Genomic DNA, 20,057 nt, shown 5'->3' on the forward strand with positions numbered 1-20,057 from the left:
TGGGCCCGCGGCGTCGGCTCCGCGGGGGTCGGATCAGCCGGTCCGCGGCAGCGGCGTACGCGGCAGGGCGTGCGCGGAGGCCCGGGAGAGGGCCACCGTGGCGTGGACCAGCAGTGCCAGGGCCGCGGTGGCGCAGATGGCTGCGGGGACTGCGGCCGGGCCCCAGGCGTTGTGGGCGGCCTCGACGGGTCCGGCGAGGAAGCCGCAGCCGGGCAGCCGGGCAGCCAGGACGCTGGTGAGGGCGGCGACCTCGGCGGCGCAGGCCGCGCCGAGTCCGGTCGCGGCGGCATCGGGGAAGCCGTGGACGGTGAGCAGCCGGGCGAGGAAGAGCAGCGCGCCGAGGGCGGCCGGCGCGAGCAGCGCGCCCTCGCCGAACGCGAGCCGGGAGAGCAGCAGCAGAGCGGTGAGGGCGGCCAGGAAGAGCGCGACCACGCCCAGCAGCAGGGGCCGCACCACTCCGGCGAACTCCTCCAGCGCACGGCTGCCGGCCAGCCGACTCCGCGCCTGTACGTCGAAGACCCCGGCGCACCACGCGGCGGGCGCGACGGCCAGCGCGAGTCCGGCCACCGGGGCCGGCGCGATAAGCCAGCCGCCGCCGAACCCGTCGCCCCCGCCGGACCCTCCCGACGCGCTCGACTCGCTCGGCCCGCTGGACCCGCCCGGCCCGCCCAGCCCGTCGGACACGCCGGACCCGATCGGCCCGCCGAGGGAGGCGGATGCGCTGGACCCGCCGGACTCGCTTGATCCACCTAACGGGTCGGACGCAGCGGCCCCGCCCGGCCCGACGAGGGCGTCACCGGAACCGCCCGGCCCCTCGGACGTGCCGGACCCGGCGAACGGGTCGGATGCGCCGGACCCGATCGGCCCGCCGGACCCGCCCCCGCTCGACCCGCTGGACCCTCCCGGCCCTCCGCCGAGAAATTCCACCAGCAGGGCGTCCCCGAACAGCGCGTAGCCCAGTAGCCAGCACACCCACAGGCGTGCGGCGAGCACCGTGCGCCCCTCGGCGCGCAGCGGGCCGCGCCGCAGGGACAGCCGCAGCGCGACGGCCACGGCCACCGCGCCCGCAGCGCCGGCCGCGAGCCGCGGCTGCCCGTCGGTGGCCTGCACCGCGGCGACGGCGAGGGCGCACACGGCGCCCGGCAGGAGAGCGACGGCGCTCCACGCCGCGCGGCCGGGGGGCTCGGAGGTGCGCTCCGGCGCGTCCGCGCGCGGTACGCGGGCGTACAGCTCCTCGGCGAGCGAGAACACGTCCCGGTGCCGGAAACGTGCGGCGGTCCGGTCGGTGACCCCGTGCGCTTCGAGCCCGGCGGCGATCTCCAGCGGATCGACGGCCTGCTCACACAGCTCCCGGTGCCGGTGCATGAGCGCTTTGACGGGATCGGCGGGTCCCCGTCGGCGTGCAGCCGTCCCACCGGGAACCCGCGGCGCATCCGCTCCCGGTTCACCGGCCGTACGCGACGCACTCATGCGGTCACCTCTCGGTACGTGACGGACCACGCGTCCGGGACCGGCGGAGCCGCGCCGCGCAGCGGGGGCGCGTCGGGGGGCCGGGGGTTCACCCCCGGTTTCGGGACGGGGCGGGGTGGGGGAAAGCCACCCGCGGCGCCGGTCACGCGTCCGCCTCCGTCACGGTCGTGCACGCGCCCACGGGCTGGTCCGCCCAGCTGGGAGCGCCGCCGGTCCAGCGCCACGGGACGTACGCCTCCGGGGGGTGGGCGAAGGGCAGCGGTTCACCGCCCTCGCCCACGGCCTCGCGCCGCACCGGGCAGTGCGAGATCAGCTCCAGGTAAATGCCGCGAAATGCCGCGATGTTCTGCTCGACGGTGAACAGTTCGAGCGCCCGCGCCCGCGCCGCCGCGCCCAGCCGCTCCCTGCGCTCCGGGTCCCGCAGCAGCGCGAGGCACGTGTCCGCGAGGGCGCGCGGATTGCGCGGCGGCACCACCAGCCCCGTACCGCCGATGACTTCGCACACCGCGCCCACGTCGGTGGACACCGTGGCGCGTCCGCAGAACATCGCCTCGACCAGGCTGACCGGGAAGCCCTCCACCACGCTGGAGAGGACCACCACACTCCCCGCCGCATACGCGTCGGCCTGTTCCGGCGTCTCCGGGCCGCCGATCTCCTCGAAGGAGACCGGGTTGTCGCCCATGGTCACCGCGTCCGCCGCCTCGTCGGGGAAGAGCTGCGCGGCGAGCGCCCGGCAGTGGGCGAGATACGTGGCGGCCTCCGGCCCCCGCGCGGGCGCCCCGAAGATGCGGAGCCGGGCCGCCGGCTCCTCCTTGCGTACGTCGGCGAACGCGTGCAGCAGCGCGATGAGGTCCTTGGCCGGCTCGATACGGCCGACCCAGACGAGGGTGTGCGGGTCGCCGCGGTCCTCGCCCTCCCCCACCGCGGTGAAGCGCTCCTCCTCCATCCCGGGGTACACCGTGCGCAGCTTCGCGCGGTCCGCGCCGCAGCGCTCCTGCCAGCGGCGGGCGTGCGTGTTGCCGGGGGTGATGAGGGCGGCCTGCCGGTACACCTCGGAGGCCAGCCTGCCGTGGAAGGCGGCGAGCAGGGCGCGCACCGGCACGCTCAGGCGGCCGTCCGCACGATCGAGGTAGTGCGCGCGCAGCTGTACGCCGTACTCGGTGACCAGCAGCGGGACCCCGAAGAAGCGTTTGGCCAACAGCCCGGGCAGGGCGGCGGTGCCGCCGGACGCGGCGTGGCAGAGGTCGACTCCGCCGAGTCCGCCGTCGGCCTCCGCGTACCAGTCGAGCGACAGCGGACGCAGCGCGCGCTCCAACTGGTCCACGAAGACGAGGTAGTCCGGCACCTGGGCGGCGTGCACGGCACGGCTCACGCCGGGCGCGCGGCAGGCGGCTTCCAGGGCGCGCACGGCGATCTCGGAGCGCAGCGCGGCGTACAGCCCGCCCTCGTCGCGGGCGAGTTCGGCGAGCCCGTACAGGCCGGCGGCGAACCGTGCCGTCGCGTCCGGGTCGTCCCCCGCGCAGATGGCCGAGGCGAGCTGCTTGAAGTGCAGGGAGAAGCGCCGCCGTGCACGCCTTCCGTGTGTGCGTCCATCGTCCTCGGGCGTCCACAGGGGCGCGCTGCGCACCCGCTGCACCTGGTGCGGAAGCGGGATCCAGCCCTGCTCCTCCTGGTGCGCGCTGCGGCTCAGCGCGTAGATCTCGAACTCGTGCTGCGCGAGCCCGCGCACGAGCCGGTCGCACCAGAGTCTCGACTCACCCGTCGCATACGGATAACCACCTTCCGTGAGCATTCCGATCCGCACGAGTGCACCCCCGATCTCCCGTATGGGCGGCCGCCGTTGGTCGGGCGACTCGCCGCGGGATGAACTCAAGCGGATATGCCGGTGGCGCGATGGACGGTTGTCCATCGCGCCACTGGAAGGGGTGAAGAGTCGTAACTTTCACACCCCCGTAGCGTTCCGTCGCGCTACAGGGCTTTTCGTTACGCACAGTCAGGCTACGGCCAACTGGTCAACTGCCGGGATGCACCCAGGGGTTGGGCTTGCACTTGACCCCTTCGAGGTCCAGCGACTTGGTCTGCTGCTGCATGATCGGCGCCAGTGCGCCCGGCGTCTTGCAGCTCACATGACCATGGCCCAGGCGGTGTCCGACCTCGTGGTTGATCAGCATCTGCCGGTACGCGAGCATCTGGTCCGGCCCGTATGTGTCGGCACCCTGCGCCCACCGGAACGCGTTGATCATGACGCGGTCGGTGGATGCCGAATCGCAGGAGACATTGTCGACGGTCGTGTCGAGACCCGATTTGGCGCACCAGACGCCCGTGGTTGCCGGACTGGCCAGGGTGATGACGAAGTCTGCCTCGCCGGAGGACACGCGCTCGAAGGTCATACCGCCGTTGTGCGCCCAGCTGCGGTCGTCGTTGAGGGTCTTCTGCACCGCTTCGGCGAAGAGCCCGCCGTCGAGCCGAAGCCCCTTCTCGATGTCGACGCGGTAGCGGATACGTTCGCCTCTGCCGGGAGCCTTGGCGAAGCCGGGCACTGCCTCGAAGTTGCCCGAGGCCTTCAGCTGCGGGTCGATCGGATACTGCTTCGCCATCTTCTGTGCGAACGTCACCGGCTGGGCGGGCGGAGCCGCCGGTGCTTCTGGCGGCGCCGGCCGCTGGTTCGAGCGGGAGGCCGAGTCGGCCTCCTCCCGGTCGCCCGCGGTGTCGGAGGCCTGCGTGCCGGCCGGTTTCTCGCCGCCGGCGACCTGTCCCGCCACGACGACCGCAAGCACGGTGGTCACCGCGGCGGCCGCGATGCCGGTGAAGGTCCTGGCCCGGCCGCCTTTGGCCGGCTGCTCCGGCTCGTCGAGCCCCTCGGGTTCCCGGGGTTCCTCGGGCTCTCCGGCGGCCGTCGGCTGTTCGGTCAGCGGGGTCACCCGGCGGTGCGCCCCGGTGGAGAAGACCTCGTCCTCGAACGCCTCGATGTCCCCGCTCCGCTGACCGGGCACAACCGGCCGGGTTGCCTGCGCCACCCGAGCCTGCGAACTGCCGTACGCGGGAATGCCCTGCGCGGGGGTCCCATAGGCCTGGGCACCGTGCGCGTACCCGGGGCTGCCGTGCCCGTGCCCTTGCCCTTGCCCTTGCCCGGGGCTGCCGTACACCGGGGTCCCGTGCGCGGGGGTCCCGTGCGCCGGAGTCCCGAACACAGGGCTGCCGTACGCGGGGCTGCCAGGCGCCGGGGTCCCGTACCCGGCGGTGCCCTGCGCCGGGGTGCCGTGCCCGGCGGTGCCCTGCGCCGGAGTGCCGTACGCGTGACCGCCCTGCGCCGGGGTGCCGTGCCCGGCACTGCCCTGCGCCTGGGTTCCGTACGCCGGCTGCGCGTTCGTCTGCGGATTCGGGCGGGGGGTGCCCCGCCAGTCGCCGTACACCCCGCCGGTGTGCGCCGACGGGCCGGGCGGCCGGCCCTGGGGGCCGCCGACGGTGCCCCAGCCGCCGCCCGCTTCGTACGCTTCGGGGTGACCACTGCGCACCGGCGGCGCCGCCATCGGCCCCCCGCGCGGCTGGCTTCCGTACCCCTGATGGGCCACCGGCGGCTCGGGCGCCGGCCGCGCGGCTCCGCTCGGTACGAACGGAATCCCCGACGTACCGGTGAGGGAGGTACTCGCCCCCTTGGGTGCGGGGCCCTTGCGGCTGTGTCGTCCCACGCGCCCCGTCAGCTCCTGCCGCTGTCTTCGAGTAGTTCCCGGAAGGCCGTCGCGACCGTCTCCGGATACTCCATCATCGCCACGTGCCCGGCGTCGGGCAGGGTCAGCAGCCGGGAATCCCGGTAGGCCGCGGACGCCCTGCGCGCCATCCGGTACGAGACCAGCAGATCCCGCCCGCCGTACACCAGGAGCGTCGGTGCCAGCACCCGTTCCGCCTGCCGCCACAGTCCGTGCTGCCCGCCCAGTGTGTACGCGTCGACGATGCCACGCGAAGAGCGGGTCATCGCATCCCAGAAGTACGGCAGCGCCATCCGCCGTTCCATTTCCTCCACGGCGTTGCGGAAGCCGTCCGGAGTGACCTGGGCCGGGTCGCCATAGCAGAGGGCCAGCACCTCGCGGGTGCGCTGCTCCGCCGTCCAGCCCCGGGTGAGCCGGCCGAACAGCGTGGCGATACCGGGCACCGCGAGCAGCGCGGTAGGTACCGCCTGGCGCTGCACCCTGAGCTCCGGGAGGGCCGGCGAGACGAGGGTGAGCGTGCGCACCAGATCCGGCCGGACGGCGGCGACGCGGGTGGTCACCGCGCCGCCCATCGAGTTGCCGAGGAGGTGCACCGGCCCGCGCCCGGCCGAGTCGAGATGACGGATGACCGCCCGGGCGTGTCCCGTGAGCGAGTAGTTGCCGTCGTCCGGCGGCGGCGAGTCGCCGAAGCCGGGCAGATCGAGCGCCTCGCCGTCCACGACGTCCTCGAGCTGCTGCATCAGCGCCGACCAGTTCTGCGACGATCCGCCGAGTCCGTGGACGTACAGCGCGGGCCGAAGTCCGGTGCGGGCCGGGGGCCGGGACCGTACGGTCAGCGTCAGTCCGGGCAGGGCGACGGAGCGCAGCCGCTCCCCGTCGGCCACCCGCACGGCGCTGACCTGGGGCGCCACCGCGGTGGCGGCGAAAACTCCCGGCGGCTCGGTCGAAGACATGCGGCAATGTTACGAGACGATCACGTGGTGGCTCGTGTGTTCGCCATCACAGATCGCGTAGCGCCTTGTTTCGTACTCTCCTAGGCTCGGTACTGAAGGGCGCCCGCCCGACCCCTGCTTCTTCAGAAAGAAGGGGAATCACCATGACCGTCGATCCCAGTGACCCGGATACCTTCGAGGAAGTCCTCCAGGAAGTCCTCGATGAATCGCTCGGCGAATCGCGCAGCGAATCGCTCGACGACGAAGCGCCGGAGGCGGACGCGGCCGAGCAGCACACGGAGCTGCGCCAGCACCGCGACGACTCCCTGACGGGCCGGGACCGTGACGCCTCGAACGACGCGGACGCCGCGGAACAGGCACGAGTCGTCGAGCTCGACGAGGACGACTACCGGTGAGCTGAGGTGTCCGAAGGCCAAGAAAACTGGACCTGGACCCCCCATTGGCGGTTACTCAAAAGTACGATGGCGGGCGCGGCGCACACCGCACACAGAACACGGTGTTTGTTCCAAGAAAGTGGGAGGCGGCGTGACAGCCATCGAGCAGACAGAGGCGGCGCGCCCGCGGGGCACGCGCCTGCCGCGCCGAGCCCGACGCAATCAGCTCCTGGGCGCGGCCCAGGAGGTATTCGTCGCACAGGGGTACCACGCTGCCGCGATGGACGACATCGCCGAGCGGGCCGGGGTCAGCAAGCCGGTCCTCTACCAGCACTTCCCGGGCAAGCTCGACCTGTACCTGGCCCTGCTGGACCAGCACTGCGAGTCGCTGCTCCAGGCCGTCCGTACGGCGCTGGCCTCGACCAGCGACAACAAGCTGCGCGTCGCGGCGACGATGGACGCGTACTTCGCCTACGTGGAGGACGAGGGCGGCGCGTTCCGCCTGGTCTTCGAGTCCGACCTGACGAACGAGCCCGCCGTTCGCGAGCGCGTCGACCGGGTCTCGCTCCAGTGCGCCGAGGCGATCTCCGACGTCATCGCCGAGGACACCGGCCTGTCCAAGGACGAGTCGATGCTGCTCGCCGTCGGCCTGGGCGGCGTCTCCCAGGTGGTGGCCCGCTACTGGCTCTCCAGCGAGATCGCCATCACGCGCGACAAGGCGGTGGAGCTGCTGACCTCGCTGGCCTGGCGCGGCATCGCGGGCTTCCCGCTGCACGGCACGGAGCAGAACCACTGATCCGCTTGTTCGCTGCCAGCGTTCGGGGGCGCGGCATGACGGTCCCCTCACCGGGCTAATGTGTCCGAGTACGGCGCGGCACATCGCGCGACCCCGGACCGTCGGAGGGACAAAGCCGTGGAGGTCAAGATCGGCGTGCAGCACGCACCCCGGGAGATCGTTCTGGAGAGCGGGCAGTCCGCCGAGGAGGTCGAGAGCGCCGTGGCCGACGCGCTGGCCGGCAAGGCGAAGCTGCTCAGCCTGACGGACGACAAGGGCCGCAAGGTCCTGGTGCCTGCCGAACGGCTGGCATACGTGGAGATCGGCGAGCCGACGACCCGCAAGGTCGGGTTCGGCCCGCTGTAGCATCCGCTGTAACACACAACTGACAGAAATGGCCCGGTGGTTGCTCCCACCGGGCCGTTTGTGTACTCCCCGGCCGCCGGGGAGGGTTGTATTCCGCGCGCTTCGGGTAGGACCGCCTACGACCGATTTGCCCCTGGCCGCGTGCGGGAGGAACTTCATGCTGTGGGAAGCGCTCGGCTCAGCTGTGCTCGGTTTCGCCCTGTCCTGGGCGGCCGTCCGCCGCCTGCCCGACCGGCTCCCGGCCTCGCGCCTGGTCCTGGTCACCGGGCCGCTCGGGGCGCTGTTCGGCGCGTACCTCACCCACTTCGCGCTCGGCTCCGGCCATATCGCCGCGACGCTGGGCGGCGCGGTGCTGGTCGCCGCGGTGGTGCTGTCGCTGCTGATCCGGCCGACGGGCCGCGCCCCCTTTTCAGTCCCGTCAGGCGGATAGCCCGGAGAAACCGGAAGGACCGGAAGGACCGGAAGGACCGGAACAAGGACCAGAAGAAGGGGGCGCAGACCCGGGATCGGACCGGGGGCGGGACAGCGAGTAGAGAGTCTCCGGTCAGGCAGCGAGGCCCAGTGCCGCCATCCGCTTGGTGTGCGCCTCGGTGATCCGCGAGAACATCCGGCCCACCTCCGCGAGGTCGAAGCCGTCAGCCACGCCGCCCACCAGCATCGTCGACAGCGCGTCGCGGTCCGCGACTACGCGCTGCGCCTGCGAGAGCGCCTCGCCCATCAGCCGGCGCGCCCACAGCGCGAGCCGGCCGCCGACCCGCGGGTCGGCCTCGATCGCGGCCCGGACCTTCTCCACGGCGAAGTTGCCGTGGCCCGTGTCGTCGAGCACACCCAGCACGAGGGAGCGGGTGTCGGAGTCCAGCCGGGTCGCGACCTCGCGGTAGAAGTCGCTGGCGATCGAGTCGCCGACGTACGCCTTGACCAGTCCCTCCAGCCAGTCCGACGGTGCGGTCTGGCGGTGGAATCCGTCCAGCGCCGCGGCGAAGGGCTCCATCGCGGCGGTCGGTTCCGCGTCGATGGCCGTCAGCCGGTCCCGGAGTTGCTCGAAGTGGTGGAACTCGGCGGAGGCCATCTTCGCCAGCTCCGCCTTGTCGTCCAGCGTCGGCGCCAGCTTCGCGTCCTCGGCGAGCCGCTCGAAGGCCGCCAGCTCGCCGTACGCCAGCGCGCCCAGCAGGTCCACGACCGCGGCACGGTACTGGGGCTGGGCGGCGGAAGCCTGGGCCCAGTCCTGGGCGGCGATCCCGGTGGGTTCGTCGGCTGCGTGTGTCACGTCAGTGGCGTTGTCAGGCGTCTCCATGAACCGCACAATAGCCCGCTCGCCGCACGGCGGAAGGGCCTGGTCAGTCACTCCGGCAACAGAGTCCCGGGAAATTCGCCCAACACAGATGCGCGAATCCGGGGTACAGTGGTAATGCGCCTGCCGAATACTCGACGGGCGATTTGAATGAGGATGCCCGGTCGGTGGCCCGATCGGCTCCACCCGACCGCCCTCCGCGCGGATCGTACGTACCGTACGACCGCAAGATGAGGGGCCCCCTCAGCGGCACGAGCGCTCGAGCGACGGCAGTGGTCCCGCGCCATCCGGCCCTTTTTTCATGGCTGGACGAGTACCCCCGGCACGGTACGACCCCCATCGCCGCCTCGCGTCGCGTCTCACAGAAGAGGCAGCACCCTGACTACGTTCCGAGACCTCGGGATTCTTCCCGAGACCGCCGAAGCCCTTGAGGCCGTCGGCATCACTTCCCCCTTTCCCATCCAGGAGATGACTCTCCCCGTCGCACTCTCCGGCTCCGATGTCATCGGACAGGCCAAGACCGGAACGGGCAAGACGCTCGGTTTCGGTCTTCCGCTGCTGGAGCGCGTCACCGTCCCCGCGGACGTCGAGGCGGGCCGGGCCAAGCCCGAGCAGCTGACCGACGCCCCGCAGGCGCTCGTCGTGGTCCCCACCCGCGAGCTGTGCCAGCAGGTCACGAACGACCTGCTGACCGCCGGCAAGGTACGTAACGTCCGCGTCCTCGCCATATATGGCGGCCGGGCGTACGAGCCGCAGGTCGAGGCGCTCAAGAAGGGCGTCGATGTGATCGTCGGCACCCCGGGCCGCCTGCTGGACCTCGCGGGCCAGAGGAAGCTCAGCCTGGCGCACGTCAAGGCGCTCGTCCTCGACGAGGCCGACGAGATGCTCGACCTGGGCTTCCTGCCCGACGTCGAGAAGATCATGAACATGCTGCCGGCCAAGCGCCAGACCATGCTGTTCTCGGCGACCATGCCGGGTGCGGTCATCGGGCTCGCCCGGCGGTACATGTCGCAGCCCACGCACATCCGCGCCACCTCGCCGGACGACGAGGGCGCGACTGTCGCGAACATCACGCAGCACGTCTTCCGCGCGCACTCGATGGACAAGCCGGAGATGGTCTCGCGCATTCTGCAGGCCGACGGCCGCGGGCTCGCGATGGTCTTCTGCCGTACGAAGCGGACGGCCGCGGACATCGCCGAGCAGCTCGAGCGCCGCGGCTTCGCGTCCGGCGCGGTGCACGGTGACCTCGGCCAGGGCGCCCGCGAGCAGGCGCTGCGCGCCTTCCGCAACGGCAAGGTGGACGTCCTCGTCTGCACCGATGTAGCGGCTCGCGGTATCGACGTCGAGGGCGTTACGCACGTGATCAACTACCAGTCCCCGGAGGACGAGAAGACGTACCTCCACCGCGTCGGCCGCACCGGCCGCGCGGGCGCCAAGGGCATCGCGATCACCCTGGTCGACTGGGACGACATTCCGCGCTGGAAGCTGATCAACAAGGCGCTGGACCTGCCGTTCGACGAGCCGGAGGAGACGTACTCCACGTCCGAGCACCTCTACGAGCTGCTGAACATCCCCGCGGGCACGAAGGGCATCCTGCCCCGCGCCGAGCGGACCCGCGCGGGTCTGCGCGCGGAGGAGGTCGAGGACCTCGGCGAGACGGGCGGCCGTGGCCGCCGGTCCGCGGCGTCCGCCCCGGTCGTTACGGAGGAGCGCCCCGCGCGCACCCGCACCCCGCGCCAGCGCCGCCGTACCCGCGGCGGTGCGGAGCTGGACGGCGAGAACCCGGCCCCGGTCACGGAGTCGGAGACCGCGACCGCGACCGATGAGCCGCGCACCCCGCGCAGGCGCCGCCGCACCCGCGTGAACGGCACCGCCGAGGCGGTCGCCGTGACCAAGGAGACGGTGGCCCCTGAGGCGGAGGCCAAACCACGCCGCCGCACGCGTTCGACGGCGGCCACGGCCGAGGCGCCGCCCGCGGTGGAGACCACGGAGCCAAAGCCCCCGACCCGCCGCCGCCGCACCCGCACCGCGGCACCGGAACCCACCCCGGAAAGCTGACCGAACCCCCCGATGGCCCGGCCCCCCGAAAGGAGGACCGGGCCATCGGCCTACCCACGCCCCCCCGCCGCGAAGCGGGCGGGTTCCGTCACGCGCCGCGAAGCGGGCGCCGGGACGGGGGCCCTGGCTCGCGCCGCGAAGCAGGCGCCGACGGGGGGCCGGGGGCCTGCCCCCGGTTTCGGGAAGGGGCGGGGTGGGGGAAGCCCCGCGCAGCGGCCACCCCTGCCCGCTTCGCGGCGCGGGCTCCCTGCCTGTGCCGCGAAACCGGCACCACTCTGCCCCGCGCCGCGAAGCAGGCGCCGACGGGGGCCCGGGGGCCTGCCCCCGGTTTCGGGAAGGGGCGGGGTGGGGGAAGCCCCGCGCAGCGGGCGGCCCCGTACCCCCGTTCCCGTACCGCCGTGGCCTTTCGTCCCGCTAGCGTGGGCGCATGAGTAAGCCGCCCAGCCTCGTACTGCCCGACTGCGCCCGCGCGTACCGACTCCGGACCGGGCGCGGCGACTTCGCCGTGCACGACGCGCGCCCCGACGCCAAGCAGCCTCGCGGTACCGCGCTGCTCGTGCCCGGGTTCACCGGCAGCAAGGAGGACTTCATCGGGCTGCTCGAACCGCTCGCCGCGGCCGGCTTCCGGACCGTCGCCGTCGACGGCCGCGGCCAGCACGAAAGCGGCGGCCCGCATGACGAACTCGCCTACGAGCAAAGCGAGTTGGCGCAGGACGTGCTGGCCCAGGCAGCCGCACTCGGGGACGGCCCCGTGCATCTGCTGGGGCATTCACTCGGCGGACTCATCGCCCGCGCCGCCACCCTCCGCGCCCCGGCGCGCTTCGCTTCGCTGACGCTCATGAGTTCCGGCCCCGCCGCCATCTCCGAGTCACAGCAGGCCCGCACGAAGCTGCTCGTCGACGCCCTCACCGTGCTGGACATGGAGGGGGTCTGGCGGGCGATCCAGGAGCACGACCGCGAGGACGCCGCCGACGCCACCACCCCGCCCGCCGTACGGGAGTTCCTGCACCGGCGCTTCGTCAGCAACGTCCCGGAACAGCTCATCGTCACCGGCAGGCAGCTGATCAACGAGCCCGACCGGGTGGCCGAGCTGGCCGCGGCGACGCCCACGATGCCGAAGCACGTGCTCTCGGGCGCGATCGACTACGCCTGGCCGGTGCACATGATGGACGACATGGCCGTACGCCTGGACGCCCGACGCACCGTGATCGACGGCACCGAACACTCCCCCAACGCCGAGCGCCCCGCCGCAACCGCCACCGCGCTCGCCGATTTCTGGACACAGTTCCCTCAGAACTGAGCTTGCAGGTGCTGCCAGAAGCCGTCCCGCAGGGCCCGCCGCAGATCCGCGTGGCCACGCAGCGAGTGCTGGAGCAGCGTCTCCGCTTCTATGAGCAGTTCCTGGTCGACCGATCCGGGCAGGTACGGATGCCCCGGCAGCAGGTCCGCGAGCGAGGCGCGCCCCCGCTCCCCGAGCCACGTCGCGGCGATCTGCGCGCCGACGAAGCGGACGTCCTCCCGCGACGGGCGCGGCAGGCCCTCGGGCTCGTACGTTGCGGCCGTTCGCCGCGTCACGTACGGCTTGCAGAAGCCGAGGTCGAACGTGCGGCTGCTGTCGACCTCCCACAGCAGCGGCTCGGCCTGGTTGCGGCCGTCGGCCGCCTCGATGCCCCACAGGTGGACGCGCGCCCCGTACCCCTGCGCCGCCTCGACCGCCGAGACGAGGTCCTCGTCGCCGCCGACGAGCGCGGCGTCACTGATGGCGCGGTGCCGGGCGAGCGATTCGAGGTCCGTCCGGATCAGCGAGTCGACGCCCTTCTGCTGGTTGTTGGCGTTGAGGTTGCCGAGCCGCACCTTCACGTCGGGCAGCTCGGCGATGGACTGCTGCTCGGCGGTGTGGATGCGGCGCCGGGCGCCGTCGTACCAGTACACGCGCAGCAGCCGGCTGTCAGCGAAGATCGTGCGGGCCTTGTCGATGAACGCCTCGATGATCCCCTCGGCGTCGAGGTCGAAGGATCTGCGGTCCTCGGTTCCGGTCACCAGCCGGCCTGCGGCCGCGTACACGTATCCGGCGTCGACGAAGATCGCGTGCGTGGAGGGGGTCTTCGCCACCTCCGCAAGCATCCGCAGGAGGAGCTCGTTGGTGCGTTCGAGCCGGGCACTGATCTCGTCGTTGATGTCGTTCATACGGACCCCATTGTCCGGGTCGTCACGGAGCGAACACAAGCCGTCCACTACCAGCGAGTAGTTAGACAGGTTAAAAATTTCCTTAGCGTAGGGAATGTTTGCACGGGGCACCTCGTTGAAACGGACATGGAGGGTGCGAATCCGTGCGCCCTCCGACAGTTCTCCAGCAGGAGGATCAGACGAAGGGAGAAGCCTGTGCGCTTCGAAATCATGCGCCTTGACGACGTCGACGGCACCGCCGTGGACAGCACCGTCGTAGACGCCGCCTCCGTCAACCGGATGGTGCAGCACGCCGCCGCGATCGGCCAGCGCATCTATATCCGCCCGGCCGTCTCCTCGGCCTCATAACGCGTAACCGCTTATGTGACAGCGCCCCCGTACATCGTCGTACGGGGGCGCTTTGGCGTCGGTGGGCGGACATCAGGCGACACATCACGCGACTCACGCGCCCTGGATCACCTGGGTGAGCCCGTTGATGATCTGCTGGACCGCGATCGCGGAGAGCATCATGCCCGCGAGCCGGGTCACCAGCACCACACCGCCGTCCTTGATCACGCGGATGATCACCAGCGAGTAGCGCATGGTCAGCCACAGGACGACATGCATGGCCACGATCGCCGCCCAGACCGAGAGCCGGCCGCCGAAGCCGTCCGCCTTCTGTACGGCGAGGATGACCGACACGATCGCACCGGGACCGGCCAGCAGCGGCATGCCCAGCGGAACGAGCGCGACATTGACGTCCTTGGTCTGGGTCGGCTCGTCGGTCTTGCCGGTCAGCAGGTCGAGCGCGATGAGCAGGAGCAGCAGACCACCCGCGATCATCAGCGCGGGCACGGACACATGCAGATAGTCGAGGATCTGCTGCCCGCAGATGCCGAAGACGGTGATGACGCCGAACGCGACGGCCACCGCCTGCCAGGCCATCCTGCGCTGCAGCTTGGCAGGCCGCCCGGAGGTCAGGGCGAGGAAGATCGGGGTGATCCCAGGGGGGTCCATAATCACGAAAAGGGTGAGAAAGAGGGATCCGAAAACGGCAACGTCGAACACAGTGATGGCCTTGCGGGAAGAGGAGTCGAGCAGAACGGACGCGATTACGGGCGGGGGCGTCCGCCCGTACCGGGTACCGGGAACGCGCCGGTCGCGCGGCGCGTGATCTCACCGTAGATCTCGGGGTCGGTGGTGTACTCCCCGAGCCGGCAGGTCTTGCGGCTGCCGTGGTAGTCGCTGGAGCCGGTGGTCAGCAGGCCGAGCTCGGCGGCGAGGCCGCGCAGCCGGGCGCGCGCCGGCGCGTCGTGGTCCATGTGGTCGACCTCGATGCCGTCGAGGCCCGCCGAGGCCAGCTCGGCCATCGCGCTCTCCGGTACGACCTGCCCGCGCTTGACGGCGAGCGGGTGCGCGAAGACGGTGACCCCGCCGGCCGCCTTGACCAGGCGGATCGCCTCGAAGGGGTCGAGCTCGTGCTTCTCGGCGTACGCGCGGCCGCCGTTGGCCAGCCACTGCGGAGTGAAGGCGTCCGAGACGGTCTCCACCACCCCCAGCTCGACCAGGGCGGTGGCGATGTGCGGCCGCCCGACCGAGCCGTCGCCCGCGATACGGGCGACCTGCTCCCAGGTGACGGGCACGCCGAGCTCCTGGAGCTTGGCGACCATGATCCGGGCGCGCGGCACCCGGTCGTCCCGTACCAGCTCACGCTCGCGGGCGAGTTCAGGCTCGGCCGGGTCGAAGAGGTACGCGAGCATGTGCAGCCCCACACCGTCCACGCGGCAGGAGAGCTCGGCGCCCGTGACGAGGGTGAGCCCTTCCGGGGTGGCGGCGATCGCTTCCGCGTGACCGCCGACCGTGTCGTGGTCGGTCAGCGCGACGACGTCGAGCCCGGCGGCGGCCGCGTGACGGACCAGCTCGGCCGGGGTGTCCGTACCGTCGGAAGCCGTGGAGTGGGTGTGCAGGTCGATGCGCACAGCACAGGCTCCAGGGATTCGACGCGGACCGGGGACACTCCAGGATAACCGCGCTCCCGGGCCCCTCCGCCACGACGGCTCGTCACGACAGATGCGTCACGACAGGATGCGAGGCGACAGCGCGCCGCACGGCAGCAGGTCCACCTCGGCCCCGGCATCGCGCAGGTCGGTGAGCACCAGCTCGTCGTACAGCAGCAGCCCCGACTGCTCGGGCCAGACGATCGCCCACAGCCACAGCCCGCGCGCCTCGCCCGCGAAGACCGCACGGTCCTCAGGCGTGCCGGTGACATGCCAGAGCGGGGTGGGACGGCCGGCGGCGACGACCTTGGCGTCCGGCGGTTTGTCGACGCTCAGGTACTCCCCGGGGTCCGGGCCGTCGATCCCGGCGTACCGCGCGCCGAGTCCGACTCCGAGCTCCTCGGCCACCAGCAGCAGTTCACCCATGCCGCCGAGCGGGCCGGGGCCCGAGCAGGCGACGGCGGTGGCTCGCCCGCCGCTGCGGTCGTCGCCGGCGCAGACAACTCCGGTGAACAGCCAGCCGACGGGCAGCGGCCACGGCATCCACACCGGCACCTTGGCCCGGTGCACCACCACGCCGAGGGCTTCGACGCTGGGCGGGATCACTGGCTGCAACGGGTGGACCGTGCCATGGACAGCGCACTGCCAGGAGTCGGAAAAGAGACCGGGCGCCCTGACCCGGCCACCGCACTTCGGGCAACTGGGTTCGCCCCTCATAGGGCTCCACGGTCCTCCCCGGCCGACGCCGCGTCAAGGACGATCACCCGTCCGGAGGCGACTCCAGTTCGGATTCAGGGTCCGCCACCGTCCGCCCGTTCGATTCAGTCGGCCGGGTCAGTCGATTCGAGTCAGTCGAGCGGTACGGACGCACGCAGCGGGTCCCGCAGGTCCGTGCCGCGCGCGAGCCAGCGCTCCTGGAGCGCCCCCGCCCCGTGCACCCGCTTCCACGCCGCCTCGTTCGCCGTCATCGGGAGCACCGGCAGAAAACGGACCGGTTCCATCGGCTCGTCCAGCTCCACGTCCTCGACCAGGCCGCCCGGCTCGGCCACCAGCACCGAGCTGAACGGCGCGGCCGGCCAGAGCTGTTCGCCCACGTCCAGGGAGGCGCCGGGCGCCACCACCACACCCTCGACCTGCGGAGACGCGGCGAGTACGGCGAGTGCGCGGAGCACCTTGTCCGTGTCGGCGCGGCCGGTGCGTACCGACAGCACCAGCTCGGCGCGCGGACCGCGCACCGGATCGGCGAGCGCAGCCGTGGGGTCCGTCATGGGCTGCGCGGACATGCCGAGGGTCGCGTAGCGCACCACATCGCCGTCGACGAAGCGCAGTACCTCGATGCGGTCGGTACCGAGAAAGGTCATCGCGGCGCGCGCGTCCGGTTCGCCCAGGGCCGTACGCAGCCGGGCCTCGACCAGAGCAAGAACATCTCCCATGCCCCGAGCATAGAAGGCATATGGAAACTGCCGGAACATCAGAGAAAGGGGCCTTGACCATCTGTCGGCTGATAGTCTTGGCCGCTGGTCGGGGCAGCACGCTGAAGCGATGCTTTCCAGCCCCGGCAGACGTCGTCCCTCATGGGGGACCGGCCGGAGGAGGTGGGGCTGCGGTGGATCGAAGTCGACCGTGCAGTACTAGCCGCTCTTCCGCAGGGGACCACATTCTTGAGGGCCGCTGCCTTGGGGAACGCTGCCTCGCGATCTGAAGCCCCCGTACCCAGTCAGCGACGACTGAAAACGTATGGGACTCATGGCACATCGCACGCCGGAAGAGCACTTCGTCTTGCCTGATCCGTGTCTGTAGCGAACGCCGTCATCGCGACCGTGCGGTGCCGCCCGCTTTGCTGACGTACCGGCTGCGCCGCCGTACGTCTCCATTCCGGGCAGTGCCGGCGTCGCCCGACGGCCCCTCCGTGAAGGAGCCCGCCATGTCGATGATCCGTGACCTGCGTGCAGCCGTCCGTCCGTCGCTGCGCAAGAGCAGCACCTCGTACAGCAGTTACGACGCCACCCGCGACCCGTCCGCGACCAGTGCGGTCGTCGACTGCGCGGTGTACCGCGACGGCCGCCGGGTGAAAGAGGACTCCTGCCGCACTCCGCACGAGGCGATGCTTCAGGTGCGCGAGGAGGGCGGCTTCGCCTGGATCGGGTTGCACGAGCCCACGGAGGCCGAATTCGCGGGTATCGCGGCGGAGTTCGGGCTGCACCCGCTGGCCGTGGAGGACGCGGTGCACGCGCACCAGCGGCCCAAGCTGGAGCGGTACGACGACACGCTCTTCACCGTCTTCAAGACGATCCACTACGTCGACCACGCCGAACTCACCGCCACCAGCGAGGTGGTGGAGACCGGCGAGGTGATGTGCTTCACCGGCCGGGACTTCGTCATCACCGTGCGGCACGGCGGCCAGGGGTCGTTGCGTGCCCTGCGGCACCGGCTTCAGGAAGACCCCGAGCTGCTCGCCAAAGGGCCGTCCGCCGTGCTGCACTCCATCGCCGACCATGTCGTCGACGGGTACATCGCGGTGGCGGCGGCCGTGCAGGACGACATCGACGAGGTCGAGAGCGCCGTCTTCGCGCCGCCGGCGAAGGGCAGCCCGCGCGGTACCGACGCCGGGCGGATCTACCAGCTCAAGCGCGAGGTCATGGAGTTCAAGCGGGCCGTCTCGCCGCTGCTGCGGCCGATGCAGCTGCTGAGCGAGCGGCCGATGCGGCTGGTGGACCCGGACATCCAGAAGTACTTCCGCGACGTGGCCGACCACCTGTCCCGGGTGCAGGAGCAGGTCGTCGGCTTCGACGAACTGCTGAACTCGATCCTCCAGGCGAACCTGGCGCAGGCGACGGTCGCGCAGAACGAGGACATGCGCAAGATCACCTCCTGGGCGGCCATCATCGCGGTACCGACCATGATCTGCGGTGTGTACGGCATGAACTTCGACCACATGCCGGAGCTGAGGTGGCGGTACGGCTATCCGCTGGTGATGGGCGCGATCGTCGGCATCTGCTTCACGATCCACCGCGCGCTGCGCCGGAACGGCTGGCTCTGATCACCAGGGCGAGACCGGCCACGATCACCAGCAGCGCAGGATAGGCGGCGAGCGGCGGCACCTGTCCCAGCCAGAGCGCGGCGATGAGAGCCGCGCCGGGCGTCTCCAGCAGGATCGCGGTGGACGTGATGGACGGACCGAGGGTGCTGACGACGCGGTTGAGCAGCGAGTGGCCGATCAGCTGGGCGGCGACGGTCAGGGCGGCGAGCTGTGCCCAGGTCGTCGCGCTGTAGCCGCCGAGTTCCGCGCCCGAGACGAGGCAGGCGCCGAGCAGTACGACGGCGGTCGTCGAATAGCAGACCAGGGTGTACGAGGTGGTGCTCACCGTGCGCCGCACCTCTGCGCCGAGCAGGACGTACCCGGCGGCCGCGATGCCACCGCCCAGCGCGAGTGCGTCGCCCGCGAGCGCGCGCGGGGAGAGAGTGAGGTCGACACCGGTCAGGATGACCACCCCGGCGAACGCCACGGCCGTACCGGCCCAGACCAGGCCGGGTGACCGGTGGCCGCGCATCCGCATCAGCAACGTCGTCCAGATCGGTGTGGTGGTGCACAGCGCGGTGGAGGAGGCGACGGAGGTCATCCGCAGGCTCGGCAGCCAGAGGGCGAAGTGCAGCGCGAGCAGCAGACCGGCGGCGACCGCGAGCAGCGCGGCGCGGCGGCCCATGCCGCGCAACTCGGCCCGGTGCCGGACCAGCGCGACGGGCGCCAGCGCGCCGACCGCCATCGCGTTGCGCCAGAACGCGATCGCGAGGGCGGGGGCGGCGGTGGCCGCGATCAGCGGCGCGGAGAGCGACACCCCGGCGAGGGCGACGGCGAGCAGGACGAAGTCGATGCGGGGCGCGCTGTGTATGCCGGGCGTCTCGTGGACGGGCAGGGCGGCGCGGGCGGCGGTGGCGGCGGTGGGGGCGGTGGCGGAAGGCACGCCCCAGAGTAAGGTGCGTTCCCCGTTTACGAAACTGTCGTCCCGCCACACCTGCCGTGCCGGCCGAGCGTTCTCAGACGGATTCCGGCGCGTCCCACTCGACGAACTGGATGACGACCCCGTTGGGATCCGTGACCTGGAACAGCCGCTCTCCCCACGGCTCTTCGCGCAGCGGCATGGTGATGGCGACGATCAGACCGGCCGCGTGCTGGTCGCGGAACCCTTCCGGCAGCTCCTCCGAGCCGCGCCGAGGCCGCTGGGCGCAGCCCCTGCCCTCGCGGTCAGGGTGGGTGGGGGGCCGTGCGTGTGGTGGGGAGACCTAAGGTGGGCGTATGACGTTGACGTTGCTCGATCAGGCCCTCGTCGAGGAGGCCACGAAGAAGTCCGGCCTCATCTGGGTGCAGGGCACCGGGCCCGCCCGTGCCCTGTGGCACGTGTGGCACGAGGGCGCCGCGCACATCGTCGGCGACGGCCCCGGCGAGCAGCCGTTCCCGGGACTCGCCGACGGCTCGGTCGCCGAGGTCACCGTACGCAGCAAGGACAAGGGCGGGCGGCTCGTCGCCTGGCGGGCGGCCGTGGTCGAGCTGGCCCCCGGGTCGGAGGCATGGGAGGCGGCCGCGGCCGAGCTGAAGGGCAAGCGCCTCAACGCACCCGACGCCGAGCAGGTCACCGAACGCTGGGCCCGCGAGTGCCGGGTGCTGCGGCTGGAGCCGCAGGACGCGTGGACCGACCTGCCGCAGGGCCCACTGTCGGCCGCGCCACTGCCGACGGACGCAACAACGCGCCGCCCCATCCCGGCCGGCCTGCCGAAGCTGCTGTTCAAGCGCAAGCCGAAGAAGCAGAGCTAGCCCCGGACAACCCCTAGTGTCCTGCGCCGGAGATCCGTCGGCAGAAACGGGCGAGGGAGTCGAGGATCTCCTCGGCTGTCTTGGTCCAGA

Annotated in this window: 20 protein-coding genes and 1 pseudogene; 9 read left to right on the plus strand and 12 right to left on the minus strand. The window is 71.8% G+C overall.

Going from position 1 to position 20,057, the window contains the following annotated elements:
* Nucleotides 1-33: 33 nt before the first annotated feature.
* From NLX86_RS26840 to NLX86_RS26855, 4 genes are all read right to left on the minus strand, one after another.
* Complete coding sequence (locus NLX86_RS26840) at nt 34-1,365, minus strand: hypothetical protein (RefSeq protein WP_254374369.1); 1,332 nt, start codon at nt 1,363-1,365, stop codon at nt 34-36.
* Between the two features lie 247 nt (nt 1,366-1,612).
* Nucleotides 1,613-3,274, minus strand: a complete 1,662-nt coding sequence (locus NLX86_RS26845) for a DUF3492 domain-containing protein (RefSeq protein ID WP_254374370.1) — start codon at nt 3,272-3,274, stop codon at nt 1,613-1,615.
* A gap of 208 nt (nt 3,275-3,482) precedes the next feature.
* Entirely contained in the window at nt 3,483-5,159 is a 1,677-nt protein-coding gene (locus tag NLX86_RS26850; protein ID WP_254374371.1) for a DUF3152 domain-containing protein, read from the minus strand.
* A gap of 8 nt (nt 5,160-5,167) precedes the next feature.
* Nucleotides 5,168-6,130 (minus strand): alpha/beta fold hydrolase, encoded by a 963-nt coding sequence (locus NLX86_RS26855; RefSeq protein WP_254374372.1) that lies wholly within the window; start codon nt 6,128-6,130, stop codon nt 5,168-5,170.
* Between the two features lie 143 nt (nt 6,131-6,273).
* Here NLX86_RS26855 and NLX86_RS26860 point away from each other — a divergent pair, with 143 nt between their 5' ends.
* From NLX86_RS26860 to NLX86_RS26875, 4 genes are all read left to right on the plus strand, one after another.
* Nucleotides 6,274-6,525 (plus strand): hypothetical protein, encoded by a 252-nt coding sequence (locus NLX86_RS26860; protein WP_254374373.1) that lies wholly within the window; start codon nt 6,274-6,276, stop codon nt 6,523-6,525.
* 130 nt (nt 6,526-6,655) lie between these two features.
* A complete protein-coding gene (locus NLX86_RS26865) occupies nt 6,656-7,300 on the plus strand; it encodes a TetR/AcrR family transcriptional regulator (protein ID WP_254374374.1) in 645 nt (214 codons plus the stop codon).
* A gap of 117 nt (nt 7,301-7,417) precedes the next feature.
* On the plus strand, nt 7,418-7,645 hold the full coding sequence (locus NLX86_RS26870; protein WP_254374375.1) for a DUF3107 domain-containing protein: 228 nt from the start codon (nt 7,418-7,420) through the stop codon (nt 7,643-7,645).
* 157 nt (nt 7,646-7,802) lie between these two features.
* Nucleotides 7,803-8,075, plus strand: a complete 273-nt coding sequence (locus NLX86_RS26875; protein ID WP_254374376.1) for a hypothetical protein — start codon at nt 7,803-7,805, stop codon at nt 8,073-8,075.
* 114 nt (nt 8,076-8,189) lie between these two features.
* Here NLX86_RS26875 and NLX86_RS26880 read toward each other — a convergent pair whose 3' ends face one another.
* On the minus strand, nt 8,190-8,948 hold the full coding sequence (locus NLX86_RS26880) for a ferritin-like fold-containing protein (RefSeq protein ID WP_254374391.1): 759 nt from the start codon (nt 8,946-8,948) through the stop codon (nt 8,190-8,192).
* A 456-nt stretch (nt 8,949-9,404) separates the two neighbouring features.
* Here NLX86_RS26880 and NLX86_RS26885 point away from each other — a divergent pair, with 456 nt between their 5' ends.
* Together NLX86_RS26885 and NLX86_RS26890 are read left to right on the plus strand one after the other, a co-directional pair.
* On the plus strand, nt 9,405-10,994 hold the full coding sequence (locus tag NLX86_RS26885) for a DEAD/DEAH box helicase (RefSeq protein ID WP_254374377.1): 1,590 nt from the start codon (nt 9,405-9,407) through the stop codon (nt 10,992-10,994).
* A gap of 427 nt (nt 10,995-11,421) precedes the next feature.
* Nucleotides 11,422-12,294 (plus strand): alpha/beta fold hydrolase, encoded by an 873-nt coding sequence (locus tag NLX86_RS26890; RefSeq protein WP_254374378.1) that lies wholly within the window; start codon nt 11,422-11,424, stop codon nt 12,292-12,294.
* On the opposite strand, the gene NLX86_RS26895 is transcribed toward NLX86_RS26890, so the two are convergent.
* Nucleotides 12,285-13,181: an NYN domain-containing protein gene (locus tag NLX86_RS26895; protein ID WP_254374379.1), complete on the minus strand. Its 897-nt coding sequence runs from the start codon at nt 13,179-13,181 to the stop codon at nt 12,285-12,287. The genes NLX86_RS26890 and NLX86_RS26895 overlap by 10 nt on opposite strands.
* Nucleotides 13,182-13,376: 195 nt before the next feature.
* Here NLX86_RS26895 and NLX86_RS26900 point away from each other — a divergent pair, with 195 nt between their 5' ends.
* A complete protein-coding gene (locus NLX86_RS26900; RefSeq protein WP_254374380.1) occupies nt 13,377-13,529 on the plus strand; it encodes a hypothetical protein in 153 nt (50 codons plus the stop codon).
* Nucleotides 13,530-13,622: 93 nt separating this feature from the next.
* On the opposite strand, the gene NLX86_RS26905 is transcribed toward NLX86_RS26900, so the two are convergent.
* The 4 genes from NLX86_RS26905 to NLX86_RS26920 all read right to left on the minus strand — a co-directional run bounded on the left by NLX86_RS26905 (nt 13,623) and on the right by NLX86_RS26920 (nt 16,590).
* Nucleotides 13,623-14,228 carry a MarC family protein gene (locus NLX86_RS26905; RefSeq protein ID WP_254374381.1) on the minus strand — a complete coding sequence of 202 codons (606 nt, stop codon included), beginning with the start codon at nt 14,226-14,228 and terminating at the stop codon, nt 13,623-13,625.
* Between the two features lie 44 nt (nt 14,229-14,272).
* Nucleotides 14,273-15,139, minus strand: a complete 867-nt coding sequence (locus tag NLX86_RS26910) for a PHP domain-containing protein (RefSeq protein ID WP_254374382.1) — start codon at nt 15,137-15,139, stop codon at nt 14,273-14,275.
* Nucleotides 15,140-15,235: 96 nt separating this feature from the next.
* Nucleotides 15,236-15,874 (minus strand): DUF6758 family protein, encoded by a 639-nt coding sequence (locus NLX86_RS26915; protein ID WP_254374383.1) that lies wholly within the window; start codon nt 15,872-15,874, stop codon nt 15,236-15,238.
* 131 nt (nt 15,875-16,005) lie between these two features.
* A complete protein-coding gene (locus tag NLX86_RS26920) occupies nt 16,006-16,590 on the minus strand; it encodes a suppressor of fused domain protein (protein WP_254374384.1) in 585 nt (194 codons plus the stop codon).
* Nucleotides 16,591-17,081: 491 nt separating this feature from the next.
* Here NLX86_RS26920 and NLX86_RS26925 point away from each other — a divergent pair, with 491 nt between their 5' ends.
* Nucleotides 17,082-18,197, plus strand: coding sequence for a magnesium and cobalt transport protein CorA (locus tag NLX86_RS26925; RefSeq protein WP_254374385.1), 1,116 nt, complete (start codon nt 17,082-17,084; stop codon nt 18,195-18,197).
* Here the strand turns inward: NLX86_RS26925 and NLX86_RS26930 are convergent.
* Together NLX86_RS26930 and NLX86_RS26935 are read right to left on the minus strand one after the other, a co-directional pair.
* Nucleotides 18,157-19,071, minus strand: a complete 915-nt coding sequence (locus NLX86_RS26930; RefSeq protein ID WP_254374392.1) for a DMT family transporter — start codon at nt 19,069-19,071, stop codon at nt 18,157-18,159. The two genes, NLX86_RS26925 and NLX86_RS26930, sit on opposite strands and share 41 nt — an antisense overlap.
* A gap of 121 nt (nt 19,072-19,192) precedes the next feature.
* Nucleotides 19,193-19,366: pseudogene (locus tag NLX86_RS26935) on the minus strand (glyoxalase); the annotation flags it as partial.
* Between the two features lie 85 nt (nt 19,367-19,451).
* Between NLX86_RS26935 and NLX86_RS26940 the strand changes: the two are divergent.
* Nucleotides 19,452-19,967 carry a hypothetical protein gene (locus NLX86_RS26940; RefSeq protein WP_254374386.1) on the plus strand — a complete coding sequence of 172 codons (516 nt, stop codon included), beginning with the start codon at nt 19,452-19,454 and terminating at the stop codon, nt 19,965-19,967.
* The last annotated feature ends 90 nt before the right edge of the window (nt 19,968-20,057 follow it).

The sequence above is a fragment of the Streptomyces sp. A3M-1-3 genome, assembly GCF_024213665.1.
Lineage (GTDB): Bacteria > Actinomycetota > Actinomycetes > Streptomycetales > Streptomycetaceae > Streptomyces.